This is a genomic window from Pseudomonas sp. GD04058 (assembly GCF_029836855.1).
GTDB lineage: Bacteria > Pseudomonadota > Gammaproteobacteria > Pseudomonadales > Pseudomonadaceae > Aquipseudomonas > Aquipseudomonas bharatica.
In genome coordinates this window covers 69,646-85,383 of record NZ_JAOECN010000009.1, presented here as the reverse complement: position 1 = coordinate 85,383, position 15,738 = coordinate 69,646, and the positions used below count along the sequence as shown (strand labels likewise).

Annotated in this window: 15 protein-coding genes; 10 read left to right on the top strand and 5 right to left on the bottom strand. The window is 62.9% G+C overall.

Annotated features, from left to right (window positions below; translation table 11 throughout):
* Nucleotides 1-2,031 carry an ATP-binding protein gene (locus N7650_RS10600; RefSeq protein WP_009395533.1) on the bottom strand — a complete coding sequence of 677 codons (2,031 nt, stop codon included), beginning with the start codon at nucleotides 2,029-2,031 and terminating at the stop codon, nucleotides 1-3.
* 46 nt (nucleotides 2,032-2,077) lie between these two features.
* Nucleotides 2,078-2,995, bottom strand: coding sequence for a putative 2-dehydropantoate 2-reductase (locus N7650_RS10595; RefSeq protein WP_279898122.1), 918 nt, complete (start codon nucleotides 2,993-2,995; stop codon nucleotides 2,078-2,080).
* Nucleotides 2,996-3,109: 114 nt separating this feature from the next.
* Here N7650_RS10595 and N7650_RS10590 point away from each other — a divergent pair, with 114 nt between their 5' ends.
* From N7650_RS10590 to N7650_RS10580, 3 genes are all read left to right on the top strand, one after another.
* Entirely contained in the window at nucleotides 3,110-3,595 is a 486-nt protein-coding gene (locus N7650_RS10590; protein ID WP_009395536.1) for a YajQ family cyclic di-GMP-binding protein, read from the top strand.
* A 108-nt stretch (nucleotides 3,596-3,703) separates the two neighbouring features.
* On the top strand, nucleotides 3,704-4,549 hold the full coding sequence (locus N7650_RS10585) for a mechanosensitive ion channel family protein (RefSeq protein WP_279898121.1): 846 nt from the start codon (nucleotides 3,704-3,706) through the stop codon (nucleotides 4,547-4,549).
* 150 nt (nucleotides 4,550-4,699) lie between these two features.
* On the top strand, nucleotides 4,700-5,923 hold the full coding sequence (locus N7650_RS10580) for an MFS transporter (RefSeq protein ID WP_279898120.1): 1,224 nt from the start codon (nucleotides 4,700-4,702) through the stop codon (nucleotides 5,921-5,923).
* Here N7650_RS10580 and N7650_RS10575 read toward each other — a convergent pair whose 3' ends face one another.
* Both N7650_RS10575 and N7650_RS10570 read right to left on the bottom strand, forming a co-directional pair.
* The gene (locus N7650_RS10575; RefSeq protein WP_279898118.1) at nucleotides 5,924-7,498 is read right to left on the bottom strand and encodes an AmpG family muropeptide MFS transporter; all 1,575 of its coding nucleotides are present in this window, start codon (nucleotides 7,496-7,498) and stop codon (nucleotides 5,924-5,926) included.
* Between the two features lie 43 nt (nucleotides 7,499-7,541).
* The gene (locus tag N7650_RS10570) at nucleotides 7,542-7,895 is read right to left on the bottom strand and encodes an MGMT family protein (RefSeq protein ID WP_009395545.1); all 354 of its coding nucleotides are present in this window, start codon (nucleotides 7,893-7,895) and stop codon (nucleotides 7,542-7,544) included.
* Between the two features lie 144 nt (nucleotides 7,896-8,039).
* Here N7650_RS10570 and N7650_RS10565 point away from each other — a divergent pair, with 144 nt between their 5' ends.
* From N7650_RS10565 to groL, 5 genes are all read left to right on the top strand, one after another.
* On the top strand, nucleotides 8,040-9,047 hold the full coding sequence (locus N7650_RS10565) for a DUF481 domain-containing protein (protein ID WP_279898117.1): 1,008 nt from the start codon (nucleotides 8,040-8,042) through the stop codon (nucleotides 9,045-9,047).
* A gap of 99 nt (nucleotides 9,048-9,146) precedes the next feature.
* Nucleotides 9,147-9,878, top strand: coding sequence for a HugZ family protein (locus tag N7650_RS10560; protein WP_279898116.1), 732 nt, complete (start codon nucleotides 9,147-9,149; stop codon nucleotides 9,876-9,878).
* 63 nt (nucleotides 9,879-9,941) lie between these two features.
* Nucleotides 9,942-10,412 (top strand): FxsA family protein, encoded by a 471-nt coding sequence (locus N7650_RS10555; protein ID WP_009395548.1) that lies wholly within the window; start codon nucleotides 9,942-9,944, stop codon nucleotides 10,410-10,412.
* A 257-nt stretch (nucleotides 10,413-10,669) separates the two neighbouring features.
* On the top strand, nucleotides 10,670-10,963 hold the full coding sequence (locus tag N7650_RS10550) for a co-chaperone GroES (RefSeq protein WP_009395550.1): 294 nt from the start codon (nucleotides 10,670-10,672) through the stop codon (nucleotides 10,961-10,963).
* 48 nt (nucleotides 10,964-11,011) lie between these two features.
* On the top strand, nucleotides 11,012-12,652 hold the full coding sequence (groL, locus tag N7650_RS10545) for a chaperonin GroEL (RefSeq protein ID WP_009395552.1): 1,641 nt from the start codon (nucleotides 11,012-11,014) through the stop codon (nucleotides 12,650-12,652).
* Nucleotides 12,653-12,759: 107 nt separating this feature from the next.
* On the opposite strand, the gene N7650_RS10540 is transcribed toward groL, so the two are convergent.
* Nucleotides 12,760-13,506 carry a phosphatase PAP2 family protein gene (locus tag N7650_RS10540; protein WP_064303862.1) on the bottom strand — a complete coding sequence of 249 codons (747 nt, stop codon included), beginning with the start codon at nucleotides 13,504-13,506 and terminating at the stop codon, nucleotides 12,760-12,762.
* 191 nt (nucleotides 13,507-13,697) lie between these two features.
* Between N7650_RS10540 and colR the strand changes: the two genes are divergently transcribed.
* On the top strand, nucleotides 13,698-14,381 hold the full coding sequence (colR, locus tag N7650_RS10535; protein WP_009395556.1) for a two-component system response regulator ColR: 684 nt from the start codon (nucleotides 13,698-13,700) through the stop codon (nucleotides 14,379-14,381).
* Nucleotides 14,371-15,663 (top strand): HAMP domain-containing sensor histidine kinase, encoded by a 1,293-nt coding sequence (locus N7650_RS10530; protein WP_279898115.1) that lies wholly within the window; start codon nucleotides 14,371-14,373, stop codon nucleotides 15,661-15,663. The genes colR and N7650_RS10530 overlap by 11 nt, the downstream gene beginning before the upstream one ends.
* Nucleotides 15,664-15,738: the final 75 nt, after the last annotated feature.

Sequence of the window (15,738 nt, the reverse complement as noted above, 5' to 3'; positions counted from 1 at the left end):
TCATGACTCCAGTTTGCGCGGGGCCGGCAGTGGCGAGGCCGTCAGAGGCAGGCGCAGGGTGAAGCAGGTTCCCTGGCCCGGACTCGATTGCACTTCCATCTGGCCCTTGTGGTTGTTGGTGATGATGAAATACGAAACCGACAGCCCAAGACCGGTACCCTGGCCGATCTCCTTGGTGGTGAAGAAAGGCTCGAAAGTGCGCTTGCGTACCGCTTCGGGCATGCCGATACCGTTGTCCTCGACCTGGATCTCCGCCCAGGGCGGGTTCAGCCGGGTACGCAAGGTGATGCGCCCGGGTTCGCTGTTGTCCTGGCGCAGGTGGATGGCTTGCGCGGCATTCTTCAGCAGGTTGAGCAGCACCTGTTCCAGTTCGTTGGCGGTCCCCGGTACCGGGCCGAGCTCCGGGTCGAACTGGCGGACGATGGCCTGGCCCTTGAAGTCGAAGCCGATCGTCAGGTCGAAGTCGTTGCCGGCGATCTCCACCGCCTGGTCGATCAGCGCCGGCAAGTCGCAAGGCGCCATCTGCCGGTTGCTGCGGCGGCTGAAGCTGAGCATATGGGTAACGATCTTCGCCGCCCGCGCCCCGGCCTGCTGGATGCCGTCGAGCAATTGCGGGACCTGGCGCGCTTCGAGGTAGCGATTGACCGTGCCCAGGTCGATCCCGGCCTCGCTGGCGGCTTCCAGGTTCTTCGGCAGGTCTGGCGAGAGGCGCCGGCGGATGTTCTGCACGTTGTGCAGGATTGCACCCAGCGGGTTGTTGATTTCGTGGGCCATGCCGGCGGCCAGGCCGCCCACCGAGAGCATTTTTTCAGACTGCACCATCATTTCCTCGAGCGACAGGCGCTGGGTAATGTCGTCGATGCGGATCACCACGCCACGGCCGCCACCGCCCATCAGCGGGTAGAAGGTCAGGGCGTAATGGCGCGGCTCGTCGTCGCGGGTCCAGGTCACCCGCTCGATCTTCGCCACCCGGTGCTTTTCCACGCTTTCCTTGAGCTGCGGCAGGAACGGCTTGAGCGGTTCGAAGGCGAGGAAGATCGGCTGGTTCAACGCCTCGTCCAGCGGTGTGCCGGAGAGGCTGCTGGCTTCCTGGTTCCATTGGGTCACGTACAACTGCTCGTCGAGGGCGATCAGCGCCGACGGCATGGAGTCGATGATGCTGTTGAGGTAGTTCTGGAAACCGGTGAGCTTGCGCTCGATCTTGCCCCGTACCTGGACTTCCAGTTCCAGCTTGCGGTTGGTATGGCGGGTTTCCTCGGCCAGGCCCTGGGCCTGGTCGTAGGCCTGCTGGAACTCGTCGCGGGCGCGCTTGAGCTGCTGCTCCCGGGCCTCGATGCGCGACAGCATGGTGTTGAAGGCCTCCGCCAGGCTGCCGATCTCGTCATGGTTGCCGGGGCGGGCGCGCAGGGCATAGTTCTCTTCCCGGGTAACCTGGCGCGACAGTTGTTCCAGTTGGTAGATCGGCTGGGTGATCAGGCGCTTGATCTGCCGGGCGATGATCATCCACAGCAATACGCTGAAGACCAGGATGCCGAGGCTGGCAGTCAGCGTGCCGGTATAGAAGGCGGCGGGCAGTTCGCTGCTGGCCACCAGCAGCAGATGGCCGGGAGGGCTGCCGCTGCGGGGCAGGCGAATCAGCTGGGTGTTGCGGAACTCGGTCAGGCGCCAGCCTTCGATATTGCGAAAGCGCTTGGGCAGGGCGATCGGTTCGCCATGCTGCAACTGGGCGAGGATCCTGCCATCGCTGCCATACAGTGCGGCAGCGCGCAGCGGGGTGTAGGTGTCCAGCTCGTCGAGCAGGCGGTTGGCCGCTTCCGGCGAGTCGGTCGCCTGTTGCGCCAGTTGCGGATTGGACACCAGGCGCCCGATGGTCTGCAGGGCCTGGGGAGCCATCGCCTCCTGGGAAATCCAGTAGGCAGCGCTGATGAAGGTCAGGTTGGCCACCAGCAGGATGGTGATCAACAGCACCAGCAGGGCCGCCAGCAGTTTCTGGCCGACCGGCAGGTTTTCCAGGCGTTCGCGCAAGGGCATGGTGACGGCAGAATCCTGTGGGTGGAGGGGCAGGGTAGCGCTGCCCTCAGTCGCTGGGCAATCCGTGGCTGTCCAGGTGTTCGACCAGGCGCCGGTAGAGCCGTTCCAGGTGCGGCAGCGGCTGGCCGTGGCGCATTGCGCTGCTGCAGGCGTGGCCGAGCAGGTAGTGGATTTCGGTACGGCGGCCGTTGCGTACGTCCTGGTACATCGAAGAGTAGTTCGCGGCAGTGGCCTGGATCACTCGCTGGACCTCGTTTTCCAGATTTTCCGCCGCTTGCGGCTGGCCACAGCGTTGCAGCAGGTCGGCCAGCTCGGCGCACAGCGTCGCCACTTCGCAGTGATGCCCAGCGAGCCCGCCGTTGCGGCAGTCGTAGAGCACGGTCAGTGGATTGATCGCGCAATTCAGGGCCAGCTTGCGCCACAGGCGGGTGAGGATATCCGGCGTCCATTCATGGGGAATGCCGGCCTCGGCCAGGTCATCGAGCCAGGTCGGCGCCAGCGGATTGGCCGGATCGCCCAGCCAATTGAAGCCGTGCCCGGCGAAATTCACCTGCCAGTCATGTTCGCGAAAGGCGCCCTCGGTACTGGAGGCGAAGATGCAACGGGCCCGGGGGACCCGCGCGGCGACTTCGTCCTGGCTGCCCAGGCCGTTCTGCAACAGGATCAGCTCGGCGCCCGGGGCCAGCCGATGGGCGATGCTGGCGACGGCCTTGTCTGCGTCATAGGCCTTGCACGCCAGCAGCAGGCGCTGGATCGGGGTTTCTGCGTCGAGGGTTTCGGCGGGAATGGCGAAGCTCGTCCGCCGCTCTTGTTCGACCAGGGTCAGGCCGCCTGCCTCGGTGTAGTCCTGCAGGCGCTGGGGGCTACGCAGGATCAGGCGGACCGGTTTGCCGGCCCGGGCCAGGCGGCAGGCCCAGAGGCTGCCGAGGCTGCCGGCGCCGAGAATATGCCAGGTGCTGCTCATCAGCGTTTCCCAAGCGTTTATAATGACCCGGCATTTTAACCGTCAAACCCGGTGCGCTCCATCGCACTCCCTTCAGGAGTGCCAGCGCACCTTTTATTTTCTGGAGAAAAAGGTATGCCGTCGTTCGACGTGGTATCGGAACTGGACAAGCACGAAGTCACCAACGCCGTGGAAAACGCCATCAAGGAACTGGACCGCCGCTACGACCTGAAAGGCAAGGGCAGCTTCGAGTTCAAGGAGAAGGACCAGACCGTCGTCCTGACCGCCGAAGCCGAGTTCCAGCTCGAAGCCATGGTCGAGATCCTGCGTCTGGCCCTGGTCAAGCGCAAGATCGACGTCCAGTGCCTGGAACTGAAGGATGCCTACGCCTCCGGCAAGGAAATGAAGCAGGAAGCGGTGTTCAAGGAAGGTATCGATAAAGAACTGGCGAAGAAGATCGTCGCTCATATCAAGGACGCCAAGCTCAAGGTGCAGGCGGCCATCCAGGGCGAGCAGATCCGCGTCACCGGCAAGAAGCGCGACGACCTGCAGGAGTGCATCGCCGCCCTGCGTGGCAAGGAGTTCGGCATGCCGCTGCAGTTCAACAATTTCCGCGACTGACCGCCGCGCTTGTGGAACCTTGGCGTTGTGACAGCGTCCGAGGTTCCTTGCGTCGCGGAATCGTTTGCGGTGCTTTAATTCGTGTTTCGTGCCGCATCAGGAGGGCATATGGATTTGAATGCAGAGGTCGATCAACTGGTCAGGACGTCCCAGACGTGGATTCCGTTGATCATGGAATACGGCAGCCGCCTGGCCCTGGCCCTGGTCACCCTGGCGATCGGCTGGTGGCTGATCAACAAGGTCACCGCCAAGCTGGGCAAATTGCTGGCCTTGCGCAATGCCGACATGGCACTGCAAGGCTTTATCAGCACCCTGGCCAACATCATTCTGAAGATCCTGCTGTTCGTCAGCGTGGCTTCGATGATCGGCGTGGAAACCACCTCCTTCGTCGCCGCCATCGGTGCCGCCGGCCTGGCCATCGGCCTGGCCTTGCAGGGCAGCCTGGCGAACTTCGCCGGTGGCGTGCTGATCCTGCTGTTCCGTCCGTTCCGCCTGGGCGACTGGATCGAGGCGCAGGGCGTCAGCGGTACCGTGGACAGCATCCAGATCTTCCACACCGTGCTGCGCACCGGTGACAACAAGACGGTGATCGTGCCCAACGGCAACCTGTCCAACGGCATCATCACCAACTACAACCGCCAGCCGACCCGCAAGGTGGTGTTCGACGTGGGTGTCGACTACGAAGCCGACCTGCAGAAGGCGCGCAACGTCCTGCTCGAGCTTGCCAACAACGACCCGCGGGTCCACAAGGACCCGGCGCCGCAGGCGGTGGTCTCGACCCTCGGTGACAGCTCCATCACCGTTTCCCTGCGCATCTGGGTGAACACCGCGGATTACTGGGACGTGATGTTCATGCTCAACGAGCATGCCCGCGACCGGCTCAAGGAAGAAGGCATCGACATTCCCTTTCCGCAGCGCGTGATCCGTGTGGTGCAGGAGACTGCTGTGCAGTAACACAGCCTTGTGCCGTGGTTGAGGGCTTCATCGCTGGCTTGCCAGCGATGAGGTCATCAGCCCATTACACTTCTTCACTTCTCCCCGCTATCGGTCCACAGGGCTTTTCTGGCATACAAGCCGGTCTCGATTCACTCTGCCGACCGAACCATGACTCCGCTGATCAAGATCACCCCTTTCCGGGCCTTCTGCTTTGCCCTGACCCTGGCCCTGTTCGAACTCCTGACCTACCTCGCCAGTGACGTGGTGATGCCGGCCATGCCGCAGGTGGTCAGTGACCTCGATGCCAGCCCCGAATTCATCCCTCACGCACTTAACCTCTATCTGCTCGGTGGCGTACTCCTGCAATGGCTGATCGGCCCGCTGGCCGACCGCTATGGGCGGCGGCCGTTGTTGCTCGGCGGCTGCGCGTTCTTCTGCCTGGCGTGCCTGGCGACCTACTGGGTCGATGGCATCGAAGTGTTCAACCTGTTGCGCCTGTTGCAGGGCATCGGCCTGGGCTTCGTGGTGACGGTCAGCTATCCGGCGCTCAACGAGGCCTTCAGCGAAGCGGACGCGGTACGGATGATGGCACTGTTGGCCAATATCGCCTTGCTCTCGCCACTGCTCGGGCCCCTGGTGGGGACGCTATTGCTGGAGTGGGTGTCGTGGCGCTGGCTGTTCGTGCTGTTCGGCGTCACCGCCGTGCTGGCCTGGCTGGCCCTGTACCGCTACATGCCGGAAACCCTCGGCGTCGAACGCCGTGATGGTTCGCGCCTGGAGTTCCAGCCGATTCATCTGCTGCCGTTGTTGTCCGGGTACGCGCAACTGCTTGCCAACCGTCGCTTCGTCGCGGGCAGCGCTGCCCTGGGCTTGATCGGCCTGCCGCTGATCGGCTGGATCGGCCTGTCGCCCGTGCTGCTGATCCATGACGAAGGGCTCAGCAAGATGGAGTACGCCCTGTGGCAATTGCCGGTGTTCGGCGGCTTGATCCTCGGCAACCTGATCATCAACCGCATCGCCGATCGCTACCCGTTGAAGTCGCTGGTACGCGGCGCGCTGTGGCCATTTCTTATCGGTCTGGCCGCGGCCGTGCTGGCAAGCTGGATCTATCCGAGCGTGCCTAGCCTGGTGGTCGGCCTGGCGATCTACGCCCTGGGCCTGGGCATCGCTAACGCCGTGCTGTATCGCATGACCCTGTTCAGCAGCGAGCAGAGCAAGGGGCTGGTATCGGCGATGCTGGGAATGATCACCATCGCCCTGCTGGGCCTGGGCGGCGCGGTGATGGCGATGCTGGGGGCAGGCACCAGCCTGCTGGCCTTCGCCCTGGCCTCGGCAGTGGCTGGTGTGCTGGCGCTCTGGCCGCTAGCAACGGTGCTGCGGCAGCAATCCTGATCAGGGCTGCTGCTGCTGCTCGCTGGCAGGCGGCGCTGCGGGTTGCCCGGCCTGCTGTTGCGGTTCCTTATCGCGGCGGATCTCCTGGTGCCAATGCACGGCGATCAGGATCAGGGTCGGCACGCCAAGCAGTGCGGTGATCAGGAAGAAATCGTGGTAGCCGAACTTCTCCACCAGCACGCCCGAGTAGCCACCGATCAGGCGCGGTAGCAGCAGCATGATCGAGCTGAGCAGGGCGTACTGGGTGGCGGAGAACTTCAGGTTGGTCAGGCTCGACAGATAGGCGACGAAGGCCGAGGTGGCCAGGCCCGAACTGAAGTTGTCGAGGGAAATGGTGACGACCAGCATCTGGATGTTCGGGCCCATGTCGGCCAGCATCACGAACAGGATGTTGGTGGCGGCCGAGGCGGCGCCGCCGATGAACAGGATCGGCAGGATACCGAAGCGCACGATCAGCAGGCCGCCGACGCCGGCGCCGAGCAGGGTCATGATCAGGCCGAAGATCTTGCTGACGCTGGCGATCTGGTCCTTGGTGAAGCCCTGGTCGATGTAGAACACGTTGGCCATTACGCCCATCACCGTGTCCGACATGCGGTAGGTGGCGATCAGGCCGAGCAGCAGCAGTGCCTGCCAGCGGTAACGATGAATGAAGTCGTTGACCGGTGTCAGCACTGGCGCCAGGCCGCGGCGGCCCATTGACGAGAGGCACAGGCAGGTCAGGGTGGTGTAGAGGATGGCGCGCAGGAAGGCGCGGTCTTCGAGCAGTAGGTCGAGCAGGCTGACGCCGTCGAACAGCACGCTGGCGAAATCGGTGTTGTACAACTGGGTGAACATCGCCGGAACCGAAACCAGCAGCACAATCAGCACGAATACCGACATCAGCTGATGGCCGAATCCATAGCGAGCCGCCTGCAACTGGGTTCGCAAGGGGACTGGCGGTTCGCGCATCAGCAGCGTGGTGATCACCGCAGGCAGCATCATCACGCCGAACAGCACGTAGGTGCCGGTCCAGGCCTTGTGCAGGTAGCTGAAACCGGTGGAGCCGAACCATTCGGCAAAGAACAGTGCGCCAGCGGTAGCCAGCAGCGCGGCAACCCGGTAGCCGGCCATGTAGCTGGCGGCGAGGGCGGCCTGGCGCTGGTCGTCGGCAATCTCCAGACGGTAGGCATCGACGGCGATGTCCTGGGTGGCGGAGGCGAAAGCCACCAGGACCGCCAGGGCGATCAGCCAGGACAGGTGCTTTTGCGGATCGCAGAAGCCCATGCCGATCAGCCCGACCAGTACCAGGATCTGCGCCAGCACCAGCCATGAACGGCGCCTGCCAAGCTTGCCCAGCAGCGGCAGGCGCCATTGGTCGAGCAACGGCGACCAGACCCATTTGAAGGCGTAGGCCAGGCCGATCAGGCTCGCGTAGCCGATGGTCTCACGGGCCACCCCGGCCTCGCGCAACCACACCGAAAGCGTCGAGAACACCAACATGTAAGGCAGGCCGGCGGCGAAGCCGAGCAGCAGGAGCACCACGGTCGACGGGCTGGCATAGGCAGCGAGCGCAGCGCGCCAGGTTTTACGGGGCATGGGCCAACATCTGCCTCAAGATTACGAACACAAAGCGCGCACTCTAACTGTTGTGATCCATCGGACGCCAGCCATGCCGTGACATATTGACACGATTGTTGTGCATGCTGACCCCTTCGGCGCGCAGCCGCGCTCGTTGTTCATCGCCCGAGGGCGTTCCTTGTTCGAGGCTGAGGCGACCGCCGGCGCCCAGTACCCGGTGCCAGGGCAGGCGCGTGTCGGCCGGCAACTGGCTGAGCGTGCGTCCGACCCAGCGCGCGGCGCGGCCCAGGCCGGCCATTTCGGCCAGTTCGCCATAGCTCACCACCTTGCCCGGCGGGATCTGGTCGAGCACCAGGTAGAGGGCCGTTCGTCGGCCTTCGGCACTTTCCTGGGTCATGTCGAGTGCAGAACTCATTCGCGTGGTTTCCGTCTGGTGAAACACACGCGGGCATACCTGGTAATTGAACTCATTGGCATTGGGTGGGTCTTTCCTTGCTCTGGGCCTGGGCATCCGGATAATGCCCGACTTTTTTCGCGAACCTGAATTCCAGTATTGCCTATGTATTCTAGAACCCTGTTGTGCCTTGCACTGGTTGGCGCCTGTACGCCGACTCTCGCCGATACCGTGTGGATGAAGAACGGCGACCGCCTGAGCGGCAAGATCAAGGTGTTCGATGGCGGCAAGCTGCTGCTGGAAACACCCTACGGCGGCTCCATCGCGCTGGACTGGAAGCAGGTCAAGACCCTGGAGAGCGACCAGGAACTGCTGGTCAAGCAGGACGAATACAACGGTGAGCGGGCCAAGTCGCTGCACGCTGCCGAGGAGGGCCAGGTCACCCTGGCCAACGGTGAAGCGCCAAAAACCGTGGAACTGGCCAGTATCCAGCAGATCATGAAGCCCAAGCCGGTGGTCGAGGACCTGATCTGGAAGGGCAACGTAGACCTGGCCCTGGACTACAAGCGCGCTGAAACCGATACCGATGACTACGACGTTGACTTCAAGACTACCGCTCGTCACGGGCGCTGGCGGCACAATGCCGAAGGCGAATACAACCGCGACAGCAAGGACGACGTCACTACCACCAACAACTGGAGCGCCGAATACGCGCTCGACCGCTTCATCACCGACCAGTGGTTCTGGCAGGGGCGCCTGGAATACAAGCGCGACCACATCGAGGACCTGGCTCGCCAGCGCACCGTGGGTACTGGCCCTGGCTACCAGTTCTGGGACGACGAGCTGGGCGCCTTCTCCCTCGGCTCGCTGCTCAACCGCACCGATTACGAGTACGCCGACGGCGGCAAGGACAATTTCTACTCGATCGGCATGAAGTGGAACTACAACCGCTTCCTGATCGGCAAGAGCGTCGAGCTCTTCACCAATGGCGAAGTCGGCAAGCCGCTGGGCAATGTCGCCGACTACAGCCTGGATGCAGAGCTGGGCCTGCGCTACAAGGTCACCGAATGGGCGTCGCTCAATCTCAAGGCCGGGAAGGACATCATCAGCGGCACCCGCGACAGCGATCTGGACAAGACCCGCTATACCGCCGGTTTCGGCGTGACCTGGTAACCGCAGCCGGGAGGCGGGGCCCTTGGCATCGGCAACGATAATGATTAGCTTGTCGTGGTCGCCGCCCGTGCCGGGCGGTTAGTTTCCAGGAGTGCAGACGTGAGCGCCAACGTAGCCAGGCCCGCCCGAGAATTGCTGTTGAAGGAGTACCGCGGGGTGCTCTCGACCCATTCCAAGTCCATGCCCGGCTTTCCGTTCGGTTCCGTGGTGCCGTACTGCCTGGATGCCGGGGGTAACCCGCTGATACTGATCAGCCGTATCGCCCAGCACACCCATAACCTGCAGAAGGACCCGAAGTGTTCGCTGCTGGTGGGCGAGCGCGGGGCCGAGGATGTCCAGGCGGTCGGTCGCCTGACCGTACTGGCCGAGGCGCGCAAGCTGGAACAGGCCGAGGCCATCGAAGCCGCAGCCGAGCGCTACTACCGGTACTTCCCCGAATCGCGCAACTACCACAGCGCCCATGATTTCGATTTCTGGGTGCTGCAGCCGGTGCGCCATCGTTATATAGGCGGCTTCGGCGCCATCCACTGGATCGACCAACTGACTCTGGCCAACCCTTTCGCCGGCAAGGCCGAGGCGGGCATGGTGGAACACATGAACAGCGATCACGCCAAGGCGATCGCCCATTACGTCGCCCTCAGCGGCCTGCCGGATTCGGTACCGGCGCAACTGGCCGGGATAGACAGTGAAGGCATGCACCTGCGCATCGGCCAAGCGCTGTACTGGCTGGCATTCCCGGAGCCTTGCAACACGCCGACACAAGTCCGTGAAGCCCTGGTCTTGCTGGCCCACGCCGAGAAATGGCCGCAGTCGCAGACGGCCGAGGCTTGAAATTACGAGCTAAAGTTACCATCTGGGGTCTATTGGAAGATGTCTTCCGCTGAGGAAACCTCGATGCGTGCCTTTCTACTGTTGTTTCTCGTTTTCCCGATCCTGGAGCTGTACGTCTTTTTCAAGGTGAGCAGCTCCATCGGCTTCTTCCCGGCGCTGCTGCTGATCTTCGCCGGCTCCGCCCTGGGTATCCTGGTGGTGCGGGTGGCCGGCCTGGCCACCGCGTTGCGTACCCGTGACAGCCTGCAGCGCGGCGAAATGCCCGCCGAGGACATGTTCCATGGCCTGATGCTGGCGCTGGGCGGCGGTCTGCTGCTGATTCCCGGCTTTATCAGCGATGTGTTTGGCCTGGTGCTGCTGCTGCCGTTCGTGCGTCGCCTGCTCGGGCGCAAGCTGCGCGAGCGCGCCGAGGCGCAGGCCATGCGCCAGCGCGCGTTCGCCGATGAGTACATGAACAACCAGCCCGGTGCCCAGGGGCGTAATCCGCGGCAGCCGAATGTGATCGAGGGTGAGTACGAACACCGCGATTCCTGAATCACGCCCCTCCCTGAAAACGGCCCTTCCAAGGGCCGTTTTTCATTTCGTGGTGTTCATTGCAAAAAAATTCATGGGCGAGGCTTGTAATCCCCTTGGGCGCCCCTATGTATGGGTCACCGCAAGGTTTCTGGGCATTTCGCACCAGACAAACACGAGCGTGGCCCGCCCCCGCGAGCCACCACCGGCAACGCCGGAAGCAACCACCCGCCGGTCATGGACCGGCCGATGAAAACCACAATCAGGAGAGATCGACAATGAAGCTTCGTCCTCTGCATGACCGCGTCGTTATCCGCCGCAGCGAAGAAGAATCGAAAACCGCTGGCGGTATCGTTCTGCCAGGCTCGGCCGCTGAAAAGCCCAATCGTGGCGAAGTAGTCGCCGTTGGCACCGGTCGCATCCTGGACAACGGTGAAGTGCGCGCGCTGGCCGTGAAAGTGGGTGACAAAGTCGTTTTCGGCCCTTACTCGGGCAGCAACACTGTGAAAGTTGACGGCGAAGACCTGCTGGTAATGAGCGAGAACGAAATCCTCGCCGTTGTCGAAGGTTGATTCCGCTGGTTTCCCGTTACTCGAAAAGTATTCAAGGATTAAACGATCATGGCTGCTAAAGACGTAAAATTCGGCGATTCCGCCCGCAAGAAAATGCTCGTTGGTGTCAACGTTCTGGCTGACGCAGTGAAAGCGACCCTGGGCCCGAAAGGCCGCAACGTGGTCCTGGCCAAGAGCTTCGGTGCTCCGACCATCACCAAGGACGGCGTATCCGTTGCCAAAGAGATCGAGCTGAAAGACGCGTTCGAAAACATGGGCGCCCAGCTGCTGAAAGACGTTGCCTCCAAGGCCAACGACGAAGCCGGTGACGGTACCACCACCGCTACCGTACTGGCCCAGGCCATCGTCAGCGAAGGTCTGAAATCGGTTGCCGCCGGCATGAACCCGATGGACCTCAAGCGCGGCATCGACAAGGCCACCCTGGCCATCGTCAAGGAACTGAAGGCCCTGTCCAAGCCATGCGCCGACTCCAAGGCCATCGCCCAGGTAGGCACCATTTCCGCCAACTCCGACAACTCCATCGGTGACATCATCGCCGAAGCCATGGAAAAAGTCGGTAAAGAAGGCGTGATCACCGTCGAAGAAGGCTCGGGCCTGGAAAACGAACTGTCCGTCGTCGAAGGCATGCAGTTCGACCGCGGCTACCTGTCCCCTTACTTCGTCAACAAGCCGGACACCATGGTTGCCGAGCTGGACGGCCCGCTGCTGCTGCTGGTCGACAAGAAGATCTCCAACATCCGCGAACTGCTGCCAGTCCTGGAAGCCGTTGCCAAGGCCGGCCGTCCGCTGCTGATCGTGGCTGAAGACGTCGAAGGCGAAGCGCTGGCGACCCTGGTCGTCAACAACATGCGCGGCATCGTCAAGGTTGCTGCGGTCAAGGCGCCTGGCTTCGGCGACCGCCGCAAGGCCATGCTGCAGGACATCGCCGTCCTGACCGGCGGTACCGTAATCTCCGAGGAAATCGGCCTGAGCCTGGAATCCGCTACCCTGGAGCACCTGGGCAACGCCAAGCGCGTCACCCTGTCCAAGGAAAACACCACCATCATCGACGGTGCTGGTGCAGAGTCCGACATCGAAGCACGCGTCAAGCAGATCCGTGCCCAGATCGAAGAAACCTCGTCCGACTACGACCGTGAAAAACTGCAAGAGCGCCTGGCCAAGCTGGCTGGCGGTGTTGCCGTGATCAAGGTCGGTGCTGGCACCGAAGTCGAGATGAAAGAGAAGAAAGCCCGCGTTGAAGACGCCCTGCACGCTACCCGTGCAGCCGTCGAAGAAGGCGTGGTGCCTGGCGGTGGTGTTGCCCTGGTTCGCTCGCTGCAAGCGATCGCCGACCTGCGTGGCGACAACGAAGACCAGAACGTCGGTATCGCCCTGCTGCGTCGCGCTGTTGAAGCGCCGCTGCGCCAGATCGTTGCCAACGCCGGCGACGAGCCAAGCGTGGTAGTCGACAAGGTCAAGCAAGGTACCGGCAACTTCGGTTACAACGCTGCCACCGGCGAATACGGCGACATGATCGACATGGGTATCCTGGACCCTGCCAAGGTCACCCGTTCGGCGCTGCAAGCTGCTGCTTCGATCGGCGGTCTGATGATCACCACCGAGGCCATGGTTGCCGACCTGCCTGAAGACAAGCCTGCTGCCGGCATGCCGGACATGGGCGGCATGGGTGGCATGGGCGGCATGATGTAAGCCAGCCTTGCCCTGCTGCAAAAAAGAGCCCCGCTAGATGCGGGGCTTTTTTATGCCCGGTCGGGCCTCATCGCTGGCAAGCCAGCTCCCACAAGCTTGCGTGTTGTTTATCCGGCCTGGGCAACCTTGGCGGCCTCGGCACTTGGTACCGGCGCTTTGCGCCGGTACAGCACCAGGTAATAGCAACCCAGTCCGATCAACCAGCAAAACACCGCGGTCCACACGTTGTGCGAGAAGAAGTGCGCTCCTTGCAGCATGCGCCCGATGGAGAACACCGTGCCGAGGGCAAAGGCGAACACCAGTGCAGCCTTGGCCATGCGCGGCCGGCGATCGCGCAATACGAAGAACAGGGCAAACAGGGTAAAGCCGGTAGCGGCATGCCCACCTGGCCAGCAACGGCCGGGTTTGTCGGTCTGGGGGCGCGCTTCAAGCAGCTTGCTGTAGGTTTCCTTGCCGCCGAACTCGCTCAGGCTCCAGGGGCACTGTACGGCAGTCACCGCCTTGAGCGGGGTGACGAATCCGGTGGCCAGGCCCAGGGTCAGCACCAGGCAGCCCAGCTCCCGGCGGATCGGCTTCAGCCGCTGCATGGCGAAGCTGGCCAGGAAGCCGATGATGGCCAGTACGCTGAAGCCGATCACCACCTGCTTGGCCCGGTCATGCAGGATATTTTCCAGGAAGTAGCTATGGCGCCCGATGAACTGGCCGGCGCTGTGATCGAAGAACTGGTTGGCCAGGATCATGTCCAGGTCGGTCATTTCCAGAAGAATCAGGATCACGGCGGTCAACAGGGGGATGCCCAGTACAATCCACGGATTGAGCGGGCGCGACGGATGGAAATCGTAGGCTGCGGGCATGGGTGATCCTGACGGAGGGGAGACGACCCGCGATTCTCCGTCCTGGCACATGGGCCGTTCGTGAATCCGTCGTGAAAAAAACGTCAGGTGACAATGTAGGCGTAATGCCCTAGCGGGTTGTCTACTATGACCGTAAGCTGCGCCACCTGAAGGGCCGACTGAAGGCCACCAGCACGACGAAGAGGGACGCCATGCGCATTCTACTGGTTGAAGACAACCGCGATATCCTGGCCAACCTGGCCGATTACCTGGGGCTCAAGGGCTACACCGTGGATTGCGCACAGGACGGCCTGTCCGGCCTGCACCTGGCCGCCACCGAGCACTACGACCTGATCGTCCTCGATATCATGTTGCCCGGCATCGACGGCTATACCCTGTGCAAGCGCCTGCGCGAGGATGCCCGACGCGATACCCCGGTGATCATGCTCACCGCCCGCGACCAGTTGGACGACCGCCTGCAGGGCTTCCGTTCCGGTGCCGACGACTACCTGCTCAAGCCGTTCGCCCTGTCCGAACTGGCCGCGCGCATCGAAGCCGTTTTGCGCCGGGCCCAGGGTGGTGGGCGCCGCAGCCTGCAAGTGGGCGACCTGAGCTACGACTTGGATACCCTGGAAGTTACCCGTCAGGGCCGCTTGCTCAAGCTCAACCCGGTCGGCCTCAAGCTGCTCGCCGTGCTGATGCAGAAAAGCCCCCACGTGCTGCGCCGCGAGGTCCTGGAAGATGCCCTCTGGGGCGACGACTGCCCGGACAGCGACAGTCTGCGCAGCCACGTTCACCAATTGCGCCAGGTAATCGACAAGCCTTTCGACAAGCCTCTGCTGCATACCGTGCACGGTGTCGGTTACCGCCTGGCCGAGGGCCGTGATGGAGTTTAAGCAAAGCCTCGCGCAGCGGATCATCATTGCCTTTGCGCTGATGAGCGCACTGGTGGCCGGGGCTTTTGCCTTCGGTATCGTGGCTACCGTGCACCTGGTGGAGGAGCGCCTGATTTCCTCGGTGCTCGGCGGTGACCTGCAGCGCCTGCTGCTGATGGACAGCGTCAGCGAATGGAGCCACCGGCCCCGCCCCGACCAGTTGTTCTACTACAGTGGCGGCCGCGACGATTTCGCCCTGCCATCGGACCTTCGTCATCTCAATCCCGGTTTCCACGAGGTGTTCCGCGAACACCTGTCCTACCACGCCATGGTCGAGGTGGTGGACGGACGGCGCTATGTGCTGCTGCAGGACCAGAGCGATTTCGAAGAGCGCGAGCGGGTGCTGTTCGCCGTGGTGGTGGTGGGGTTCGTGCTCAGCCTGGCGCTGGCGGTATTCCTCGGCTGGGTCCTGGCACGCCGGGTAATGGCGCCGGTGATCCGCCTGGCGCGTCAGGTACGTCATCGCGACCAGTTGCTCGGCCTGGCGCCGCCGCTGGCCCCCGATTATGCGGCAGACGAAGTGGGCCAGTTGGCGGTTGCCTTCGACGCCACGCTCGGGCGCCTGCGCGACGCCTTGACCCGCGAGCGGCTGTTCACCAGTGACGTCAGCCATGAATTGCGCACGCCCTTGATGGTCCTGGCCAGCTCCTGCGAGCTGTTGATGGAGTACCCCGGCATCGATGGCCGCGCTCGCGCCCAGGTGGAACGGATCGCCCGGGCCACAGAGGAAATGCAGGAGCTGGTCAAGACCTTCCTGATGCTTGCCCGGGCCCAGCGCGACGAAGGCGAGGTGGCGTCACGGACCACCCTGAAGGAGGCCGGCGACGACCTGATCGGCGTCTGGCGCGACACCATCGAGCAGAAAGGCCTGAAACTGAGCCTGGTGGTCAACGACCTTTCGCCGAAGCTGTACAACGCCACGTTCCTGCATTCGGTCATGGGCAACCTGCTGCGCAACGCGGCCCATTACACCGATGAGGGCTTCATCCGCCTGACCCTCGACGCCGATGGCTTTACCGTCGAGGACAGTGGCGTGGGCATTCCCGAGGAACAGCGCGAGGCGATGTTCCAGCCGTTCGTGCGTGGCGGAGAGAAGCGTGGCGAAGGCCTCGGGCTTGGCCTGTCATTGGTGCAGCGGATCTGCGATGACCAGGGCTGGGTGGTGACCCTGAGCGAAACCCAGCCCCATGGCTGTCGTTTCCATGTGAACCTGGGCGACAAGGGCGTGGCGCCGGATGCCTGAGGGACAAGGGAATGGCGGTAATACTTTGTAAAACCTCGGTTTTGATCTGACGTTTTTTTCACAACGACATGACCT

Bases quoted from the DNA above. Each gene is read 5' to 3' on its own strand.
- N7650_RS10540 (WP_064303862.1), bottom strand. From the start codon at position 13,506: ATGCCCGCAGCCTACGATTTCCATCCGTCGCGCCCGCTCAATCCGTGG.
- N7650_RS10590 (WP_009395536.1), top strand. From the start codon at position 3,110: ATGCCGTCGTTCGACGTGGTATCGGAACTGGACAAGCACGAAGTCACC.
- N7650_RS10565 (WP_279898117.1), top strand. From the start codon at position 8,040: ATGTATTCTAGAACCCTGTTGTGCCTTGCACTGGTTGGCGCCTGTACG.
- N7650_RS10555 (WP_009395548.1), top strand. From the start codon at position 9,942: ATGCGTGCCTTTCTACTGTTGTTTCTCGTTTTCCCGATCCTGGAGCTG.
- groL (WP_009395552.1), top strand. From the start codon at position 11,012: ATGGCTGCTAAAGACGTAAAATTCGGCGATTCCGCCCGCAAGAAAATG.
- N7650_RS10595 (WP_279898122.1), bottom strand. From the start codon at position 2,995: ATGAGCAGCACCTGGCATATTCTCGGCGCCGGCAGCCTCGGCAGCCTC.
- N7650_RS10585 (WP_279898121.1), top strand. From the start codon at position 3,704: ATGGATTTGAATGCAGAGGTCGATCAACTGGTCAGGACGTCCCAGACG.
- N7650_RS10550 (WP_009395550.1), top strand. From the start codon at position 10,670: ATGAAGCTTCGTCCTCTGCATGACCGCGTCGTTATCCGCCGCAGCGAA.
- colR (WP_009395556.1), top strand. From the start codon at position 13,698: ATGCGCATTCTACTGGTTGAAGACAACCGCGATATCCTGGCCAACCTG.
- N7650_RS10530 (WP_279898115.1), top strand. From the start codon at position 14,371: ATGGAGTTTAAGCAAAGCCTCGCGCAGCGGATCATCATTGCCTTTGCG.
- N7650_RS10580 (WP_279898120.1), top strand. From the start codon at position 4,700: ATGACTCCGCTGATCAAGATCACCCCTTTCCGGGCCTTCTGCTTTGCC.
- N7650_RS10570 (WP_009395545.1), bottom strand. From the start codon at position 7,895: ATGAGTTCTGCACTCGACATGACCCAGGAAAGTGCCGAAGGCCGACGA.
- N7650_RS10600 (WP_009395533.1), bottom strand. From the start codon at position 2,031: ATGCCCTTGCGCGAACGCCTGGAAAACCTGCCGGTCGGCCAGAAACTG.
- N7650_RS10575 (WP_279898118.1), bottom strand. From the start codon at position 7,498: ATGCCCCGTAAAACCTGGCGCGCTGCGCTCGCTGCCTATGCCAGCCCG.